Raw genomic sequence first — 15,947 nt, forward strand, 5'->3', positions numbered from 1 at the left:
AACCTCTAGACCTTAAGTTTGTCCGAGTGGTTATCAAGAACTCGGCACAGGGTGCCGCAGAATCTGCGGCTGACACCGCGACGCTGCGGAAGAAAGCCCAGTCCAGGAAGCATCAAGAATGGTGGCTCGCGGGACTGCTCCTCGCCCCCAATCTGATCCTCCTGGCTATTTTTACCTATCGGCCTCTGATCGATAATATTCGTCTCTCATTCTTCAACTGGAATATCTCCAGCCCGCAGTCCACTTTCGTGGGCTGGCAGAACTACATTGAGTGGTTTACCCGTGATGACACCAAGACAATTGTCTCCAACACCGTCATCTTTACCTTCTTCGCCGTCATCGGCTCTTTGGTGCTCGGACTGGCCCTGGCTTTGCTGTTGAACCAGAAGCTCAAAGGGCGCAACTTCACGCGCTCCGTTGTCTTTGCCCCCTTCGCCATCTCCGGCGCGGCAATCGGCATTGCTTTTCAGTTCATCTTCGATCCCAACTTTGGTCTCATCCAGGACATGCTCCGCTGGGTGGGCCTGGATAGTCCCAACTTCTATGCGGTTCCCGGCTGGGCATTGTTCATGGTGACTTTCACCTTCGTGTGGAAGAACTTGGGCTATACCTTCGTCATCTACCTCGCCGCGCTCCAAGGGCTATCGAAGGACTTGGATGAGGCAGCAGCCATCGACGGCGCCTCGACGTGGACCCGCTTCCGCCGGGTGACCTTGCCGCAGCTGCGGCCAACCACCTTTTTCCTCTCCATCACCGTCACCCTCAACTCGGTCCAGGTCTTCGACATCATCAACGTCATGACCAGGGGCGGCCCCCAGGGCAACGGCACAACCACGCTGGTCTTCCAGATCTATCAGGAGACCTTCGTCAACTTCCGGGCCGGATACGGTGCCACGGCCGCCACCATCATGTTCCTCATCTTGCTCGTCATCACTTTGATTCAGGTGCGCGTCATGGATAAGCGGGAAAAATAATGAATGTATCTGCGAAAAAACTCTTCGGGTATCTCGGCATCGTCCTTGTGCTCCTCTTCATCGGTCTCCCCCTCTTTTGGATTCTGATGACATCCTTCAAAGCCAAGGGCGATATTTATACCGACCCCGTTTCTTGGCTTCCGCCCACGTGGGAGACCGCTAACTACCTCGATGCTACGACGCGAGTTCCTTTCTGGACCTACCTGCGCAACTCCGTCATCATCACCGCAGTCCTGGCCGTAGTCAAGATTGTCCTCGGAGTGGTGTCTGCCTATGCTCTCGCTATTCTGCGCTTCCCGGGACGCAACCTGGTATTCCTCGTGGTCATTTCCGCGTTGATGGTTCCCTCCGAGATCACGGTTATCTCCAACTACGCTCTGGTTAACTCTCTCAACTGGCGCAATACATTCGTCGGCATCATCGTCCCCCTGGCCGGTGTAGCCTTTGGCACCTTCCTCATGCGCAACCACTTTCTCTCTTTGCCCTTCGAGCTGGTGGAGGCGGCGCGCATGGACGGCGCTGGCCCAATCCGCCTGTTGACCAAGGTGCTTCTACCCGTGTCGTGGCCCACCCTCTCGGCTTTTGCCGTCATCACCATCGTCAACGAGTGGAATCAGTACCTGTGGCCCTTCCTCATGTCCGATACGCCCGATGTCGCGCCTTTGCAGGTGGGCCTCACCATGCTCCAAAACAATGACGGTGTCACCAACTGGGGTCCCGTCATGGCGGCAACGGTGCTGACCATCATCCCAATTCTCATCATCTTCCTGGCCCTGCAGAAATACATGATCAAGGGCCTGACCACCGGTGCCGTCAAGGGCTAGGTGCTTTGCGCACTCAGCCTCAACCACGCTCGCCGTTTCTCATCAATTACAAGGAGTACCTCATGGATCGTCGTTCTTTCCTGGCTATCGCCTCCCTCGCCTCGGCCTCGGTCACACTGACCGCCTGCGCCGGCACCTCCAGCACCAGCACTCAAAATTCCAATGGCTCTGCCTCCGGCGGAGACGTCACCGAGCTGACCTGGTGGTCCAACCACCCGGGTTCCTCCAAGGACATCGAAACTGAACTCATCTCTCGCTTCGAGAAGGAAAACCCCGACATCAAAGTCAAGCTGGTTGATGCCGGAAAGAACTACGAGGAGGCGGCCCAGAAGTTCAACGCCGCGCTCACCGGCACGGACTTGCCCGATATCGTAGTTCTTTCCGATGTCTGGTGGTACAACTTCGCCATCAACGGCCAGATCGCCAACATCGATGATTTGGCTAAGGAAGCAGACGTCGATCTCTCCACCTACGTGCAGCCGCTCTATGAGGACTACGCCTACGAAGGCGGGCACTTTGCCCTGCCTTTCGCTCGTTCAACGCCCCTGTTCTACTACAACAAAGAAGCGTGGAAGAAGGCCGGCTTGCCGGATCGCGGCCCTGAATCCTGGGACGAGATGGATCAGTGGTCCTCCAAGCTTGGCGAGGCCAACCCTGACATGAAGGCCTTCGGCTGGGGAGACGCCGTTGACTACCTGGGCTGGATCTTCCAGGGCCCACTGTGGTCCAAGGGTGGCGCCTACTCCGATGAGTGGGACCTCAAGTTCACCGATTCCAAGACCATCGAGGCCGTCGAATGGCTCAAGAAGGTCACCGATGAGAAGGAGGGCTACTCCTACGTGGGCAATGACATGGCCATGGAGTTCTCCACCGGCCGCGCTGCCGCCACCGTCCTCTCCACCGGCGATCTCAGTGGCGTCAACGAGAACGCCACGTTTGAGCTGGGAACCGCCTTCCTGCCCAACCCCACCGGCGATGGCGCCTGCCCCACCGGCGGGGCGGGTCTGGCCATTCCTGCCAGCATCGACAAGAAGCGCCAGCTGGCTGCCGTCAAGCTCATTGACTTCCTCACCAACGATGAAAACACCGCCTACTGGTCCCAGAACGTGGGCTACATGCCTGTGCGTTCGACCGCCGTAGAGCTCGAAGATCAGAAGAAGTTCATGGAAGAGAACCCGAACTTCGCCACCGCCATCCAGCAGCTGCCGGAGACCCGTCCGCAGGATTACGCCCGCGTCTTCCTGCCCGGTGCCGACCAAGAAATCGGCGGTGCCTTTGAGAAGATTGTCACCAACCGCGATGACGTGACTAAGACCCTGACCGATCTGCAAAAGACGCTCCAGGCCATCTACGACAACCAGGTCAAGCCAATAGCCAAGAGCTAACTGGCACTATTTTCTGCACTGCACTGAGAGGAAAACCATGGCAACCGTAACTTTCGCCGGCGTATCGCGCATCTATAGCAAGGATGCCGAAAAGCCCGCCGTCGATTCGCTGGATCTCGATATCGCTGACGGCGAGTTTCTCGTCCTCGTTGGCCCTTCCGGCTGTGGAAAGTCCACGAGCTTACGCATGCTGGCCGGGCTCGAGCCCACTGACGTCGGCTCCATCAGCATTGACGGCCGCGACGTCATGGGAGTTAGCCCCTCCGATCGGGATGTCGCCATGGTTTTCCAGAACTACGCGCTCTACCCCAACATGACGGTGGCGCAGAACATGAGCTTCGCTCTGGAAAACCGCAAGGTGTCCAAGGACGTCATCCGCACGCGCGTGCAAGAGGCCGCGAAGATCCTGCAGATGGAGGGCCTGCTCGGCCGCAAGCCGGCGAATCTCTCCGGTGGCCAGCGCCAGCGCGTCGCCATGGGCCGCGCCATCGTGCGCGAGCCCGCTGTCTTCTGCATGGATGAGCCCCTGTCCAACTTGGACGCGAAGCTGCGCGTATCCACCCGCGCGCAGATTTCTGATCTGCAGCGCCGGCTCGGCACCACCACGGTCTACGTCACCCACGACCAAACTGAGGCGATGACTATGGGAGATCGCGTCGCCGTCCTCAACGCAGGGGTTCTCCAGCAGGTCGCCTCCACCCGGGAAATCTACGATCGCCCCGCGAATACCTTCGTCGCCGGCTTCATTGGTTCCCCCTCCATGAATCTCTACGAGCTTTCCTCTCCGCACTTGGCCGGCTGGCAGATCGCGCAGGCTCCGCGGGGGAACATCACCGTCGGGATCCGTCCCGAGGACTGGCGCTTGAGCTCTGAGGGCGAGGGCGCCATCCCCTTCCTGGTGCGCCACTGCGAGGAGCTCGGCCACGAGTCTTATCTCTACGGCGACCTGCTCAATGCGGACGGCAGCGTGGTCGCCTCGACCACCCGCCTCGGCGGAAACACCGGCATCTTGGTGGGCTCGCGCAGCCAGTTTGAGGTTGGTTCAACTGTGCACGTGCTTCCCGATGTCGCACATATCCACATCTTCGACACCGCCAGCGGAAACCGCATCTAACAACTATCAGCCTATTAACAGCAATATGCAGCAAGGTCTAAGGCAGATACTATTGCCATTTCAGGCAGATGCCCCATACTTGCACTTGTGCGTTTGAGAGAGCGCATGAGAGAGATAGAGAGAGAACCCCTAGTCCGCAGGGCGGCTTCAAGCCGATAGCGTGACACCTTGTAGAGAGAGACAGACTGTGGCCCCTGAGGAGACTCGGGGGCCACAGTCGTTTTCTTCTCAGCCCACCCCCCGTGCAGGAAGCATGACGGTCAAACTGCAACGCCGCCCTCTGAGATTGCCTACCGTGGAACCATGTTGACCTACCGCTCCTCCACTCCAGCCCGCGCCCTCGCCCCAGTTCTAGCCGTTGCCTGCGCAGTCTTCCTTTACGGCTGCGCATCAGGGAACGAGTCGAGTCAATCTCAAGAAACGGTGACTTCAGTCGTCACGGAGTCTCCCTCCCAGGGAAGCGTTCCAGGAAAAGACACCGACAAAGAAACCACTGGTCAGGGGGAAGCACATCCGGATCCCTCCGCCGCCTGCCAGACGGCCAAACTGTCCGTAACCGCAGGCGATACACAAGGAGCCGCAGGGAGCATTCTTCTCGATGTGGACTTCCGCAACACCTCAGACAATCCTTGCACCCTCGATGGATTCCCCGGCGTGAGCCTCGTTGGAAACGATGACGGCACGCAGCTGGGCACTCCGGCGCGGCGGGAGGAAGTAGCCAGCGAGCCAGTGACGCTGCAGCCGGGCGAGTCCGCGCACTCGTCCGTGCGCATCACGCGTGCGGAGAACTACGACGTGCAGGCGTGCTCGCCGGTTCCCGCCGATGGCCTGCGCGTCTATCCGCCGAATCAGACCGACTCGGTTTTCCTCCCGCTGGACTCCGTAACCGGCTGCGAGAGCGAAGACGCAGAACTCATTTCGGTGCAGCCGGTAACCCGGTAGGCACTAGTAGCAGCACACTTTTTAGTGTGACCTAATTCGCAGTAGGTTTACCTAATTTAGGGTGCTGTTTTCGCTGGATAGACGCGTAGACTCGCGCTCATGACAGCACAACCCCGTATCCCCGCAGCGGAGCAATCCGCCGCGCGCGCCGGAGGACACTGGATCCTCGCCCGTCTAGGAAAGAAAGTCCTTCGCCCCGGCGGCCGCGAAACCACCGAATTCCTCCTCGACAACGTTCCTCTTCAGGGCTCCACTGTTATAGAGTTCGCGCCGGGTCTGGGCGTCACCGCCAAAGAGATCCTCTCGCGGCGCCCCAGCCGCTATATCGGCGTCGACGAGGATGCGGATGCCTGCGCCAATGTCCGCGCTAATATAGCTGCAGTTGCCGCAGGCCCTTCGGGTTCCCACGAGGTTATTAATGCCGCGGCTACTGCAAGCGGTCTTCCGGATGCTACCGCTGACGTCATCGTCGGCGAGGCCATGTTGACCATGACCACGGATAAGCACAAGAAAGAAATCATGGCGGAGGCCGCGCGTCTCCTGCGCCCTGGTGGTCTCTACGCCATCCATGAGCTGTGCCTGAACCCAGATACGATCTCCGCGGAGCACGCCACCGCCATTCAGCGGGAGCTGGCTACCTCCATCAAGGTCAATGCCCGCCCCCTCACCGTGCCTGAATGGGCCGACATCGCGCGCAGCTGCGGATTCGAGGTCATCGACTGCTACCGCGCCGACATGGCTTTGCTTTCCCCGGGCCGCAACATCCGCGACGAGGGTATAAAGGGCACCGCAAGGATTTTTTTCAACGTGCTCCGGCAGCCAGACCTACGCGCCCGTGTGCTGACCATGCGCGCCACCTTCAACCGTCACAAGGACAACCTCGGTGCGGTGGGCCTCATTCTTAGGAAACAGAGTTAATGACCTTAAATACCAACACCCCAGAAACCTTCGGGCCAGCCGTCGAGGATTACCACGAAGGCTTTCACTTCCTCGACCTTCTCGCCCAAGCTCCTGAAGTTGAGCCCGATAAGAAGCGGCCCGCGGTCAAGCGGGTCCTGCGTGCCGACGGCGCCAACCTCATCGTCTTCAGCTTCGCACCGGGCCAGGACCTGCCCGATCACCGCGCAGCGCATCCCATCACCGTGTCCTCCCTACGTGGGGAGTTTGAGTTCTCCTGCGCAGGAAAAACCGTGACTTTAAGTCCAGGCTCTGCAGTCCAACTGCGTGATCATCTCGTTCACCGCGTGGACTACCCCGCCACCGCAGAGGGCACGGGAGTCTTGTTGTTGACCATGATTACCGGCGAGAGAATCACAGACGCAGGCTCTAAATAGCCTTTCTAGTCCCGCGCTTTCTGGCCGGCCTGCGGCTGACCTTTGAGCACGTCGCGGACGATTTCGGCGATGTGCTTGGCCGCGGTGCCTGTACCCTGCTCGATCTGGGTGCGGCAGGAAAAGCCATCGGCGATGACGAGCTTGCCTTCCTCGGTGGCCTCGCGCACACGCGGGAAGAGCTCGCGCTCGCCGAGGGCCATGGAGACTTCCGCGTGGCCCTTTTCAAATCCCCAGTTGCCGGCCAGGCCACAACAGCCGGTGGCGATGTGTTCCTCGTCGACGCCGAGGGCATCGAGAAGCTGGGCGGACTGGGAAGGATCCCCCAAGGACTTCTCGTGGCAGTGAACCTGGGTCAAGGCTGAGACATCACCAGGCACGATCTTTCCTGCGTCGACCTGTTCCTTGATGCGGGGGACGATGAACTCCGAGAAAGGAACTGTGGCCTGAGCCAGGCGCGCGAGATCGGGATTGGGGCTCAACTCGGTGGCCTCGGAATTCAGCATGACAGTGCAGGAGGGCTCGACGCCGATGACCGGCAGGCCACGATCGAGATAAGGCCGCATCACCTTGGCGGTGTGCTCGAGGACGCGGCGCGTCATGTCCAGCTGTCCCGTGGAATGCCAGGTCAGGCCGCAGCACACGAACTCCTGCGGGATTTCCACGCGATAACCCAGCGCCTCAAGGACCTCGACGGCCGCAGTGGCCGGGGAGGTGCCCAGCGAGGAATTGAAGGAATCCGGCCAGAGCACAACGGTGTCGCGCTCGGATTGGTGCGCGGTGTTGCGCTTAGTGCCGGCTTTCTTCACGTGGCGCTTATGCCACGTGCGCAGCGAGGTATGCGCGAAGTGGATAAGTGGCCTATTGGTATCGAGGCCGCCTATCCGCGCAATCAGCGTGCTCAGTCCAGGAGTAGACATCGCCTTATCGGCCAAGGTTGGCACCAACGGAATCTTGTGGGCAATGAAACCCAAAAGCGGCAGCCAGCCCATAACGTAGTGGGCACCAGGGCGCAGACGACCCTTGTAGTGCTTGTGCAAGAACTCAGATTTATAGGTAGCCATGTCCACGTTGACCGGGCATTCGGAGGCGCAGGCCTTGCAGGATAGGCACAGGTCGAGGGCCTCGGCGACCTCGGTGGAGCGAAAACCATCACGGATGGACTCGCCACGGAACATCTCGCTAAACAGGCGAGCGCGCCCGCGCGTGGAGTGAATCTCGTCGCCGGTGATCTGGAAGGAGGGGCACATCGAGCCCGTCTCCGAGCGGCAGGCAGAAACGCCGACGCAGCGGTTGATGGCGTTGACCATCGAGCCCTTGTCATGACTGAATGCATGCACCGGGGTGATCTCAAAGGTGCGTTGCCCCGGAGCCATGCGCAAGCCCTGGTCGGTGGCATCCGGCCAGACCAGGACGCCCGGGTTGAACAGGCGGTCCGGGTCGAAGATGAGCTTGAAATTTTCAAAAAGTGCCAGCATCTGCGGGGAGTACATGTGCCCGAGCAGGGCGGAGCGCGCGCGGCCATCGCCATGCTCACCGGAGAGCGAGCCGCCGTAGGAGGAGACGAGCGCGGCGGCATCCTCCATGAAGGCCTTGAACTGCGTGATTCCCTCTTTCGTGCCGAAGTCGAAGGAGATGCGCACGTGTACGCAGCCCTCGCCGAAGTGGCCGAAGGGAATCCCGCGCAGATGGTACTTATCCATCAGGGCGTAGAGATCGCGCAGGTAATCGGCGAGGTTCTCAGGCGGAACCGCGGAGTCCTCCCAGTTGGGCCAGGCCTCCCCGCCATCGGGCAGGCGGGTGACAATCCCGGCGGAAGCCTCGCGGATGCGCCAGAGCTCGCGCATCTCGCCCGGCTCGTGGACGACCACGGTATCGATGGTCTCGACCGCACCTGCCACATCATGGGCCAGTGCCAAGGCCTCGTCGAGGTCTTCCCCGCCAGTCTCGCAATAAAGCCAGCCGCCGGCGGGCAGCCCCTTGCGGTTGCCGGGCAGATTGGCCCCGGCCTTCTCCTGGCCCACCTTGGAACGCAACGCGGCCAAAAGGTCCCCGCCCATTCCCTCGATGGTGGCGACCCCAGGCAGGCGCAGCTGGGCCGCGGCAGCGGCGGCATCGAAGACGGTGTCAAAAGCCAGCACCGCCAGTGCCTTGACCTTGGGCACCGGCACGAGCTTGACGGTGAGCTTAGTGATAATCCCCGTCGTTCCCTCGGAGCCGGCCAGGGCCTTGGCCACGTCGAAGCCATGGCGATCAAGGAGGTAATGCAGCCCGTAGCCCGAGACCTGACGTGGGAAGCGCCCGAGCTCGGACTCGATGAGCTCGGCATTGTCCTCCACTAGGCTGCGCAGGGCGGCGTCGATGTCTGGATCGGAGGCGCCTCCTTTGGTGAAGGTGACCTCGCGGCCGTCGCCAAGCAGGAGCGTAACGTCGACCAAGTTTTCGGCGGCCGTGCCAAAGGCCACGGAGTGGGAGCCGCAGGCGTTATTGGCCACCATGCCCCCGATGGTGCAGCGCGAGTGGGTCGAGGGATCCGGCCCATAGGTAAGCCCGTGCGGGGCCGCGGCATCGCGCAAGGCATCACAAACCACGCCCGGCTCCACCGTGGCGGTGGCTCGCTCGGGGTCGATGTCGAGGATGCGGTTGAAGTAGCGGGAAGTATCAATGATGAGCCCTTCCCCGATGGCATTGCCCGCCACGGAGGAACCGCCACCGCGTCCGACGACCTTCCATCCGCGGGCCTGGGCGATGGCGACGCCGTCACGCACGTCCTCGAGGGTGCGGGGCTCGAGAACGCCGGCGGGAACTCGGCGGAAGATGGAGGCATCGCTGGTATAGGCCGCGCGTGTGGCCATGTCGGTGCGCAAGCCTGTGCGCGCAATCTTGGCGTAGACGCTGGGCTCCAAGCGCTGAAACTTGATGGTATTAGTCATGGCGGATGCTCCACTTTCCTGCTCTAGCGTGGGGAAGCGTTGGGTGCAGACCCGACCCCACTGGGTAACATGTTACATTCTGGTGTTGCTTCTGGGTAATGTTCACTAAATGGATCTCACTGCTCATAGCTCCGGCGCGGAATCTCCCGCCGGCCGCGCCGTCTCCGCCCCGCAGACCATGGCCTCGCAGGTGATGAATCACGTGCGCGATGCCATACAGGGCGGCGAGATGTCCAGCGGCACGTGGTACAGCGTCTACCAACTCTCCGAGCAGCTCGGCATTTCCCGCTCCCCCGTGCGCGACGGGCTGCTGCGCCTAGAGGAGGCCGGGCTCATCGAGTTCGTGCGTAACCGCGGCTTCCGCGTAGTAGAGCCCCAGCCAGAAGACGTGGCAGATATCTTCGAACTGCGCCTAAGCATCGAGCCCCCCGCCGCCGCCCGCGCCGCCCGCGACCGCAGCGAAGATGAACTGGCCGAGATGAAAAACATAGCCGCACAGATGCAGCGTGCGGTCGAATCCGGCGACGAAGCCACTTTCTTTGCCTGGGACCAGCTGCTGCACGACTCCATCCTGGCCGCCGGACACAGCCGGCGCGGGCGCGACATCCTGGCCACCTTGCGCACCCACACCCGCCTGCTTTCCGATTCCACGGTGCGGCGCTTCCGCTCCCTCGAACAGGTGCATTCGGAGCATCTGCCGGTGATTGAGGCCATCGCCCGACAAGATCCTGAACTGGCCCGAGCCGAGATGGCCGCGCACATCCGCGCCACTGGGCTTCTCTTACTACGCCAGAACGTGCTCAAGCGGAATCCTGGACTCAACGAGCGCGCGGCGGGCACACAAGCGGATGCCATTTGGGCACGCTATACCTCACGCCCTTAACACCCGGGCTTAGTCCTCGGTGCTGTAGTGATGCTCTTGAGACTGCGGCTTGGGGCGATAGTTGAGCACGAAGGCACAGACAGCGCACGCCGTGGCGCACGCGAAGGTCACCGGCGCCAGCCAGTTCTCCACCCCTAGTACTGTGCTCCCGTTCAGCGAGACAACGCCGAAGAACTGGGTAGCGATAATGGCCACTCCACCCAGCATGAACAGGGCCATGAAGCTAAAGAATAGGACTTCAAATACCCGGAAGATGGCTTGCATTTTTCTTTCTCCTTAAACTGCAAACTGCACTTATTTCTCTTTTAGCTCTTGATTTCTGCCTTCTAGGCAGGGACATAGATGGGCAGCCATCCCATTCCGATAAGCCAAGCGAGCAGCATCAAGGGCAGAACGAAGTAGACAATGAGCGGCACGAACATCTTGGGAGGATCCGCCTCGGCCATTGCTGCGGAGAGGTAAATGGGAGCTCCGACCGGCGGCGAGGCGCCTTCGGTAGAGGTGCACAACAGGATAACGACGATGGCTGCGGCGGGATCGAGGCCGACCGCAGTCAAAGCGGCGACAGCCGGAGCACCGATCGCTGCCGCGGTTGCCGTGGATGAGAGCGGGGTGGCAACAAGCACGGCCAAGATGGCGACGGCGATGAGCATGATCCAGCGGGGCAGATCCAGGGCATCAAGTATCCCGGAGAGCTGGTCACCCACGCCAAGCTCCTCCATAATTTTTGCAGCCGACAGCGCCGCGAAAAGTGAGATACCGACGGTGGCAAACTGCGAGGAGTCGCGCTTGAGCTGCGCCCTAAACTGAGCGTTGTTGCGCCGGATATGCTTTGCGCCTTCCAGCAACGCGATAAGCGTAATGAGAACCGGAACCCAGACGATGATGGAGATGGACTTGACCGCATCTGTGCCGAGCTCTTTGGTCAGGTAGCCCGCAACGGGGCCGATCGTCAGGATGACGGGAATGACAATGCCCATGAAGATGGAAGGCGAGCGCCAGCCTTCGCGCATGGACTCGCGGAAAGTCTTGATTTCATCGCTAGACGAAGCCTCTATCTTGTCCTTGCGCGTCCACCAAAAGACCACGGCAAGGCGGTAGAGCACTGCGTAGGCGCCGCCGCACGCCAGGGCGACGTAGACGCTCGAGGCCGAGGCACCTGCTGCGGCCGGCAGCGCCAAGATGATAAACATCGTGGAGTTAGGAGGAAGCGCCACGCCAAGCCCGGAGTTTCCAGCAACAAGCGTGGCCGCCCGGGTGGAGCTCCAACCGGATTTCTTCATCCACGGGATGGTCACCGAGCCCACGGTGGCGGAGTTTCCCGCGGTAGAGCCGGCGATGAGGCCGATCATCGCCGAGCCCAGCGTCGAGACATAAGCCGCGCCACCACGCAGCCGCCCAAAGAGGGAGTTCAAGATCTCAATCAGCCTGTCAATGAGGCCAGTTGCCTGGACGATGATGCCCATGAACACAAACGCCATGCCGGCAAACGTGACTTCTGACTGCGCGGCCTCGAACATAGCGTTGCCCAGAAGGGCTGGTGCCTGAGTTCCGCCCAGTAAGGCGGTGGCGATCAGCGCAATGACGAGGGATTCCGAGATGTCACGCTTAACAAACGTGTTGAAAACCACCGTCACTGCAATAAAGACAAAGAGAGCTGCGATGCCCACTATGCGCCTCCTTAAATTGCTCCAGTAAAGTGACGAGGCTCACCGTAGCATGTTACATGCCACACACAGGCAGAATTGCCCCTTAGGGCTTACCCCTTTCCTACCCCCTTGAGGTTCCAGGGCTTCCCCACCTCCACGCGTCCCCATCTCTACACACGGGCCTCCGCATGGAACATGATGCAAGGTTGATATGTGCACTTTCGGTTGCTATCCATGACCTTCGAGGGGAAGAAAGAACAAACATGAGCTCGCATTTCCCTTCCTGGCCACGGACATTGAGGCAGGAACAATCTCCACACGGTAACCCATTCGTTTTCAAACCCCCAGGCTTCTCCCAGTTGTGCACTAGGCTGATTTCAGCTACATGCCCCATACTTGCACTTGTGCGTTTGAGAGAGCGCATGAGAGAGATAGAGAGAGAACCCCTAGTCCGCAGGGCGGCTTCAAGCCGATAGCGTGACACCTTTCAGAGAGACGAGTGGAGCCCCGACCTTCAAGGCCGGGGCTCCACTCGTTTTCTCATTCGGGCCAGCACTTTTAGCCCAAGCGGGCTGCCTCCGCACGGGACGCAGGATCGAAACTCGCACACAGCGCGCCGGTAACAAAACGGACTGCGCCCAGCGGCGAGGAAGAACCAAGACCTTCCGCACAGCGTTGCAGGCCGGGCATTCCTATGCTTTCACCGGGTCGAGTCATAGAGAAGTACGAGGCCGCCGTGAAGGCTCCCTCGTTAGCGCGCAGGGCATTATAGGAGCTCATGATGGTTTGCCAGGCCACTGCCCCGACCGGATCGGTACGGAACTGTTCTTCTTCCGGGCTAAGCGCTGCCGCCTGCGGGGCGACCAGTGACGTAAGCACAGCGGTGGCGGCTGCAATTCGAGTGAGCCGACTGAAAGGCGAGGAGATGCGAGATGAGAGAGTCATGCGCCTATCTTGCCATAGCAGGAAAGGTTGGGCTTGCTCGCGAAGCCAGTCAGCCCAGCACGCCAGGACCAGCTTGCCAAGCATGTGCCCGGCGGCGACCTGCGCATAGGCCTTGTCGAGGTTCGCGGCCGATATGGGGTTTAGTGTGAGGGTATTGGTGGGGTGGAGGGAGCCGGCTTCGACAAGCGTGGCAACGTGGGTGAGGAGCTCGTGCTGGGACACTCCACAGCCGCTCCCCTACAGCACCTGCGGCGCTGGGTCGAGGACAACGTCATCCATTAGGGCAGCACTGGGAAAACTCCAACTCAGCCAAAGGTCTGCTCAGCGGTAGGAGTGAACATTCCGCCCTAATACAATTTTGCGCACAACTAAATTGTGTGCAATATTGTTCTCATGAGCGTGACAGACAAGATGGTGTGCTTTTCCCTTTACTCGGCCGCACGAGCAACCATGCGGGCTTATCGCACGCTGCTTGAACCGTGGGAGCTCACCTACCCGCAGTACCTCGTGATGGTGGTGCTGTGGAATGACGGCCAGCAGAACATGCAGTGTTTGGGCGAGGCCATGCAGCTTGATTCCGGGACCCTTTCCCCCCTGCTGCGCAGGCTGGAGAAGGCCGGATACCTCGCCCGGGAGCGCCGCGATAGCGACGCCCGCATCGTCACTGTCACACTCACTGACGCCGGCACGGCGTTGGAATCCGAACTTGCACACATCCCCACTCAGGTACGTGAACTCATGCTCACCACGGATGATGAGCAGGCACGCCAGCTGCTCTCCACCCTGCAGGAGATGTGCGCTTCACTCAATCAATCTGGCGCAGAAAAGCCAGACAAAGCTTGAAGGAGCTAGAGATATGACACCGCTGTACACCGCAGAAGCACTCGCCACCGGAGAAGGCCGCAACGGCCACACCGCCACCTCGGACGGCACCATCAGCCTCGACCTCGCTATCCCCAAGGAGATGGGCGGCAGCGGCGCTGGCGCCAACCCCGAGCAGCTCTTCGCCGCCGGCTACGCCGCCTGTTTCCACTCCGCGCTCCAGTCCGTTGCGCGCAGCCAGAAAATCAAGCTCGCCGACACCTCCGTGGGTGCACGCGTGAGCATCGGCTCCAACGGCCAGGGTGGTTACGGCTTGGCAGTCGAGCTCGAGGTCACTATCCCACACCTGAGCCACGACGAGGCCCAAGCGCTGGCGGATGCCGCGCACCAGGTCTGCCCCTACTCCAATGCCACCCGCGGCAACATCGAGGTCACCGTCACCGTCTCCGACGACTAGGCACTTCGGAAACACACAGAAGTACGCAGCAAGACCCAGAAACACACGGTCCTGCCCACCCCAACAACTACCCAAGGAGCACTCATGCGCGCCCTCATTCATGACTCATTCGGCGAACCTCAAGACGTCTTGCACGTAGAGGAGCGTCCCCTCCCGGAGCCCGGCCCCGGCCAGATCCGCCTGCGGGTGCGGCTTTCGCCCATCCACAACCACGACATCTGGACCATTCGTGGCACTTATGGTTTCAAGCCGGAGCTGCCGGCGCCGGCTGGTACGGAGGTACTAGGCGTCGTCGACAAGCTGGGTGAGGGCGTCACCGGTATCGAGGTAGGCCAGCGCGGCGTGAGCGGCACCTCCTTCGGTGTCTGGGGCGATTACGCGCTTGTCGATGTCGCCGGGTTCATCCCCGTCCCCGAGCAACTGCCCGATGAGGCGGCGGCCCAGCTGGTCTCGATGCCCTTTAGCGCCCTTTCCCTCCTGGACTTCCTCGACGTCGAAGCAGGCGATTGGGTAGTCCAAAACTCCGCGAATGGCGCCGTGGGCCGCATGCTCGCCCAGCTGGCGCGTGCCCGCGGGGTCAACGTGTTGGGCCTGGTGCGCCGCAACGAGGGCATCGAGGAGCTCAAGGCCCAGGGCATTGACACCGTGGTCTCCACCGCTGACCCGAAGTGGCGGGAGCAAGCAGCAGAGATTACCGGCGGCGCCCCGATTCGCGCGGGCGTGGATTCCGTCGGGGGTCAGTCCTCCGGCCAGGTTCTCTCCCTGTTGGCGCAGGGCGGCACCCTCGTCGTCTTCGGCGCCATGGCAGGGCCCACCATGGAACTGCCCTCCGGTCCCATCATCTTCCGCGACCTGAAGGTCAAAGGATTCTGGGGCTCGCAGGTCAGCCGTGACATGGATCCGGCCAAGAAGCAGGGACTCTTTGCTGAGCTCATGCAGCGCATCAGCGCCGGCGAGCTCACCCTACCCGTAGCCGGAGTCTTCGGCCCGGAGGAGCTCCCCGCCGCCATCGACGCCCACTTCACACCCGGCCGCGTGGGCAAGGTATTGCTGCAGTTCTAAGCCTGTGGGCTAAGGGTCACTGCTGTAATCAACGCCCGCAGCGCCCAGTCCCCCGGCTCTTGGTTAAGCATATCGCGAGTAAGCTGAAAGTCCGCCGCGGGGATGTTGTCCCTGGCTGGCGGCTCTGGCCCAAGACCTGAAGTCATGAGCAGCATGTGCCCGTGCAGCCATTCGGTCAATAGGACGGTAACACTTGCTGCTTTTTGCGCGCTGTGACCCACGCGCTCGATGAAGAACCTCAGCAGCGCCTCATTGAGTGCGAGCGAGTTGGGCCCCACTATGGGCTGCGCGGCTAGTAGCTCCACGTAACCGGGCTCTGCTTGAAATCTTTCGATGACGTGATCCATGAATGAGTTCAACGCTTGGCTGGGGCTTTTCTTAAGCGCGGTTACCGTGCGCTTCGGCAGCATCTGGCCCGCCGTCTTTGGCCACGGCCTTCCCCTTGCCGCACTCAACCCCCTAGTGCTGGGGGATCCTCCCGCGTCCTCTACGGTATGGACTGCCTCCGCGCTCTCCGCCCTGTTACTCTTCGGCGACGCCTATTTCTTCGCCCGTGGTGCATCCCCGGCGCGCCCGAGTGCAAGGACGCCCATAAGTTCAGCGCAGTGAGAGCAAAGCCTCGAGTA

At 61.1% G+C, this 15,947-nt stretch carries 17 protein-coding genes; 12 read left to right on the forward strand and 5 right to left on the reverse strand.

Annotation, left to right across the window (positions count from 1 at the left end; all coding sequences use genetic code 11):
• The first annotated feature begins 83 nt into the window (after positions 1-83).
• The 7 genes from B2696_RS03655 to B2696_RS03685 all read left to right on the forward strand — a co-directional run bounded on the left by B2696_RS03655 (position 84) and on the right by B2696_RS03685 (position 6,573).
• Complete coding sequence (locus B2696_RS03655; protein WP_286954075.1) at positions 84-974, forward strand: carbohydrate ABC transporter permease; 891 nt, start codon at positions 84-86, stop codon at positions 972-974.
• Positions 974-1,798, forward strand: a complete 825-nt coding sequence (locus tag B2696_RS03660) for a carbohydrate ABC transporter permease (RefSeq protein WP_276622807.1) — start codon at positions 974-976, stop codon at positions 1,796-1,798. Before B2696_RS03655 ends, B2696_RS03660 begins: the two co-directional genes overlap by 1 nt.
• Before the next feature lie 62 nt (positions 1,799-1,860).
• Positions 1,861-3,183 carry an ABC transporter substrate-binding protein gene (locus B2696_RS03665; protein WP_286953972.1) on the forward strand — a complete coding sequence of 441 codons (1,323 nt, stop codon included), beginning with the start codon at positions 1,861-1,863 and terminating at the stop codon, positions 3,181-3,183.
• 37 nt (positions 3,184-3,220) lie between these two features.
• Positions 3,221-4,297 (forward strand): ABC transporter ATP-binding protein, encoded by a 1,077-nt coding sequence (locus B2696_RS03670; RefSeq protein ID WP_075729303.1) that lies wholly within the window; start codon positions 3,221-3,223, stop codon positions 4,295-4,297.
• Between the two features lie 423 nt (positions 4,298-4,720).
• Positions 4,721-5,239 carry a DUF4232 domain-containing protein gene (locus tag B2696_RS03675; RefSeq protein ID WP_286953974.1) on the forward strand — a complete coding sequence of 173 codons (519 nt, stop codon included), beginning with the start codon at positions 4,721-4,723 and terminating at the stop codon, positions 5,237-5,239.
• Between the two features lie 99 nt (positions 5,240-5,338).
• Entirely contained in the window at positions 5,339-6,157 is an 819-nt protein-coding gene (locus B2696_RS03680; protein ID WP_286953976.1) for a class I SAM-dependent methyltransferase, read from the forward strand.
• Positions 6,157-6,573, forward strand: coding sequence for a cupin domain-containing protein (locus B2696_RS03685; protein ID WP_075729300.1), 417 nt, complete (start codon positions 6,157-6,159; stop codon positions 6,571-6,573). Before B2696_RS03680 ends, B2696_RS03685 begins: the two co-directional genes overlap by 1 nt.
• A gap of 5 nt (positions 6,574-6,578) precedes the next feature.
• Here the strand turns inward: B2696_RS03685 and B2696_RS03690 are convergent, their stop codons facing one another.
• Positions 6,579-9,503: an FAD-binding and (Fe-S)-binding domain-containing protein gene (locus tag B2696_RS03690; RefSeq protein ID WP_286953978.1), complete on the reverse strand. Its 2,925-nt coding sequence runs from the start codon at positions 9,501-9,503 to the stop codon at positions 6,579-6,581.
• 109 nt (positions 9,504-9,612) lie between these two features.
• Between B2696_RS03690 and B2696_RS03695 the strand changes: the two genes are divergently transcribed.
• Positions 9,613-10,386: a GntR family transcriptional regulator gene (locus B2696_RS03695; protein WP_075729298.1), complete on the forward strand. Its 774-nt coding sequence runs from the start codon at positions 9,613-9,615 to the stop codon at positions 10,384-10,386.
• 9 nt (positions 10,387-10,395) lie between these two features.
• Here the strand turns inward: B2696_RS03695 and B2696_RS03700 are convergent, their stop codons facing one another.
• The 3 genes from B2696_RS03700 to B2696_RS03710 form a co-directional block, all read right to left on the reverse strand.
• A complete protein-coding gene (locus tag B2696_RS03700; protein ID WP_276622799.1) occupies positions 10,396-10,650 on the reverse strand; it encodes a hypothetical protein in 255 nt (84 codons plus the stop codon).
• Between the two features lie 62 nt (positions 10,651-10,712).
• On the reverse strand, positions 10,713-12,056 hold the full coding sequence (locus B2696_RS03705) for a TRAP transporter large permease subunit (protein WP_286953982.1): 1,344 nt from the start codon (positions 12,054-12,056) through the stop codon (positions 10,713-10,715).
• 537 nt (positions 12,057-12,593) lie between these two features.
• A complete protein-coding gene (locus tag B2696_RS03710; RefSeq protein ID WP_286953983.1) occupies positions 12,594-13,202 on the reverse strand; it encodes a hypothetical protein in 609 nt (202 codons plus the stop codon).
• Between the two features lie 171 nt (positions 13,203-13,373).
• On the opposite strand from B2696_RS03710, the gene B2696_RS03715 reads away from it, so the two are divergent.
• The 3 genes from B2696_RS03715 to B2696_RS03725 all read left to right on the forward strand — a co-directional run bounded on the left by B2696_RS03715 (position 13,374) and on the right by B2696_RS03725 (position 15,321).
• On the forward strand, positions 13,374-13,823 hold the full coding sequence (locus B2696_RS03715) for a MarR family winged helix-turn-helix transcriptional regulator (protein ID WP_174775547.1): 450 nt from the start codon (positions 13,374-13,376) through the stop codon (positions 13,821-13,823).
• Positions 13,824-13,836: 13 nt separating this feature from the next.
• Entirely contained in the window at positions 13,837-14,259 is a 423-nt protein-coding gene (locus B2696_RS03720; RefSeq protein ID WP_075729294.1) for an organic hydroperoxide resistance protein, read from the forward strand.
• A gap of 84 nt (positions 14,260-14,343) precedes the next feature.
• Positions 14,344-15,321, forward strand: coding sequence for a zinc-binding dehydrogenase (locus tag B2696_RS03725; RefSeq protein ID WP_286953986.1), 978 nt, complete (start codon positions 14,344-14,346; stop codon positions 15,319-15,321).
• Here B2696_RS03725 and B2696_RS03730 read toward each other — a convergent pair.
• The gene (locus B2696_RS03730) at positions 15,318-15,668 is read right to left on the reverse strand and encodes a TetR/AcrR family transcriptional regulator C-terminal domain-containing protein (protein WP_286953988.1); all 351 of its coding nucleotides are present in this window, start codon (positions 15,666-15,668) and stop codon (positions 15,318-15,320) included. The genes B2696_RS03725 and B2696_RS03730 overlap by 4 nt on opposite strands.
• On the opposite strand from B2696_RS03730, the gene B2696_RS03735 reads away from it, so the two are divergent.
• Positions 15,667-15,930, forward strand: coding sequence for a hypothetical protein (locus B2696_RS03735; RefSeq protein WP_286953990.1), 264 nt, complete (start codon positions 15,667-15,669; stop codon positions 15,928-15,930). The two genes, B2696_RS03730 and B2696_RS03735, sit on opposite strands and share 2 nt — an antisense overlap.
• Positions 15,931-15,947: the final 17 nt, after the last annotated feature.

It is taken from the genome of Corynebacterium sp. UBA4397, from assembly GCF_002390965.1.
In the GTDB taxonomy this organism is placed as follows: domain Bacteria; phylum Actinomycetota; class Actinomycetes; order Mycobacteriales; family Mycobacteriaceae; genus Corynebacterium; species Corynebacterium flavescens.

Coding starts and splice junctions, on each gene's coding strand:
- B2696_RS03660 (WP_276622807.1), top strand. CDS start 974: ATGAATGTATCTGCGAAAAAACTCTTCGGGTATCTCGGCATCGTCCTT.
- B2696_RS03665 (WP_286953972.1), top strand. CDS start 1,861: ATGGATCGTCGTTCTTTCCTGGCTATCGCCTCCCTCGCCTCGGCCTCG.
- B2696_RS03670 (WP_075729303.1), top strand. CDS start 3,221: ATGGCAACCGTAACTTTCGCCGGCGTATCGCGCATCTATAGCAAGGAT.
- B2696_RS03680 (WP_286953976.1), top strand. CDS start 5,339: ATGACAGCACAACCCCGTATCCCCGCAGCGGAGCAATCCGCCGCGCGC.
- B2696_RS03685 (WP_075729300.1), top strand. CDS start 6,157: ATGACCTTAAATACCAACACCCCAGAAACCTTCGGGCCAGCCGTCGAG.
- B2696_RS03690 (WP_286953978.1), bottom strand. CDS start 9,503: ATGACTAATACCATCAAGTTTCAGCGCTTGGAGCCCAGCGTCTACGCC.
- B2696_RS03695 (WP_075729298.1), top strand. CDS start 9,613: ATGGATCTCACTGCTCATAGCTCCGGCGCGGAATCTCCCGCCGGCCGC.
- B2696_RS03700 (WP_276622799.1), bottom strand. CDS start 10,650: ATGCAAGCCATCTTCCGGGTATTTGAAGTCCTATTCTTTAGCTTCATG.
- B2696_RS03715 (WP_174775547.1), top strand. CDS start 13,374: ATGAGCGTGACAGACAAGATGGTGTGCTTTTCCCTTTACTCGGCCGCA.
- B2696_RS03720 (WP_075729294.1), top strand. CDS start 13,837: ATGACACCGCTGTACACCGCAGAAGCACTCGCCACCGGAGAAGGCCGC.
- B2696_RS03725 (WP_286953986.1), top strand. CDS start 14,344: ATGCGCGCCCTCATTCATGACTCATTCGGCGAACCTCAAGACGTCTTG.
- B2696_RS03735 (WP_286953990.1), top strand. CDS start 15,667: ATGAATGAGTTCAACGCTTGGCTGGGGCTTTTCTTAAGCGCGGTTACC.
- B2696_RS03730 (WP_286953988.1), bottom strand. CDS start 15,668: ATGGATCACGTCATCGAAAGATTTCAAGCAGAGCCCGGTTACGTGGAG.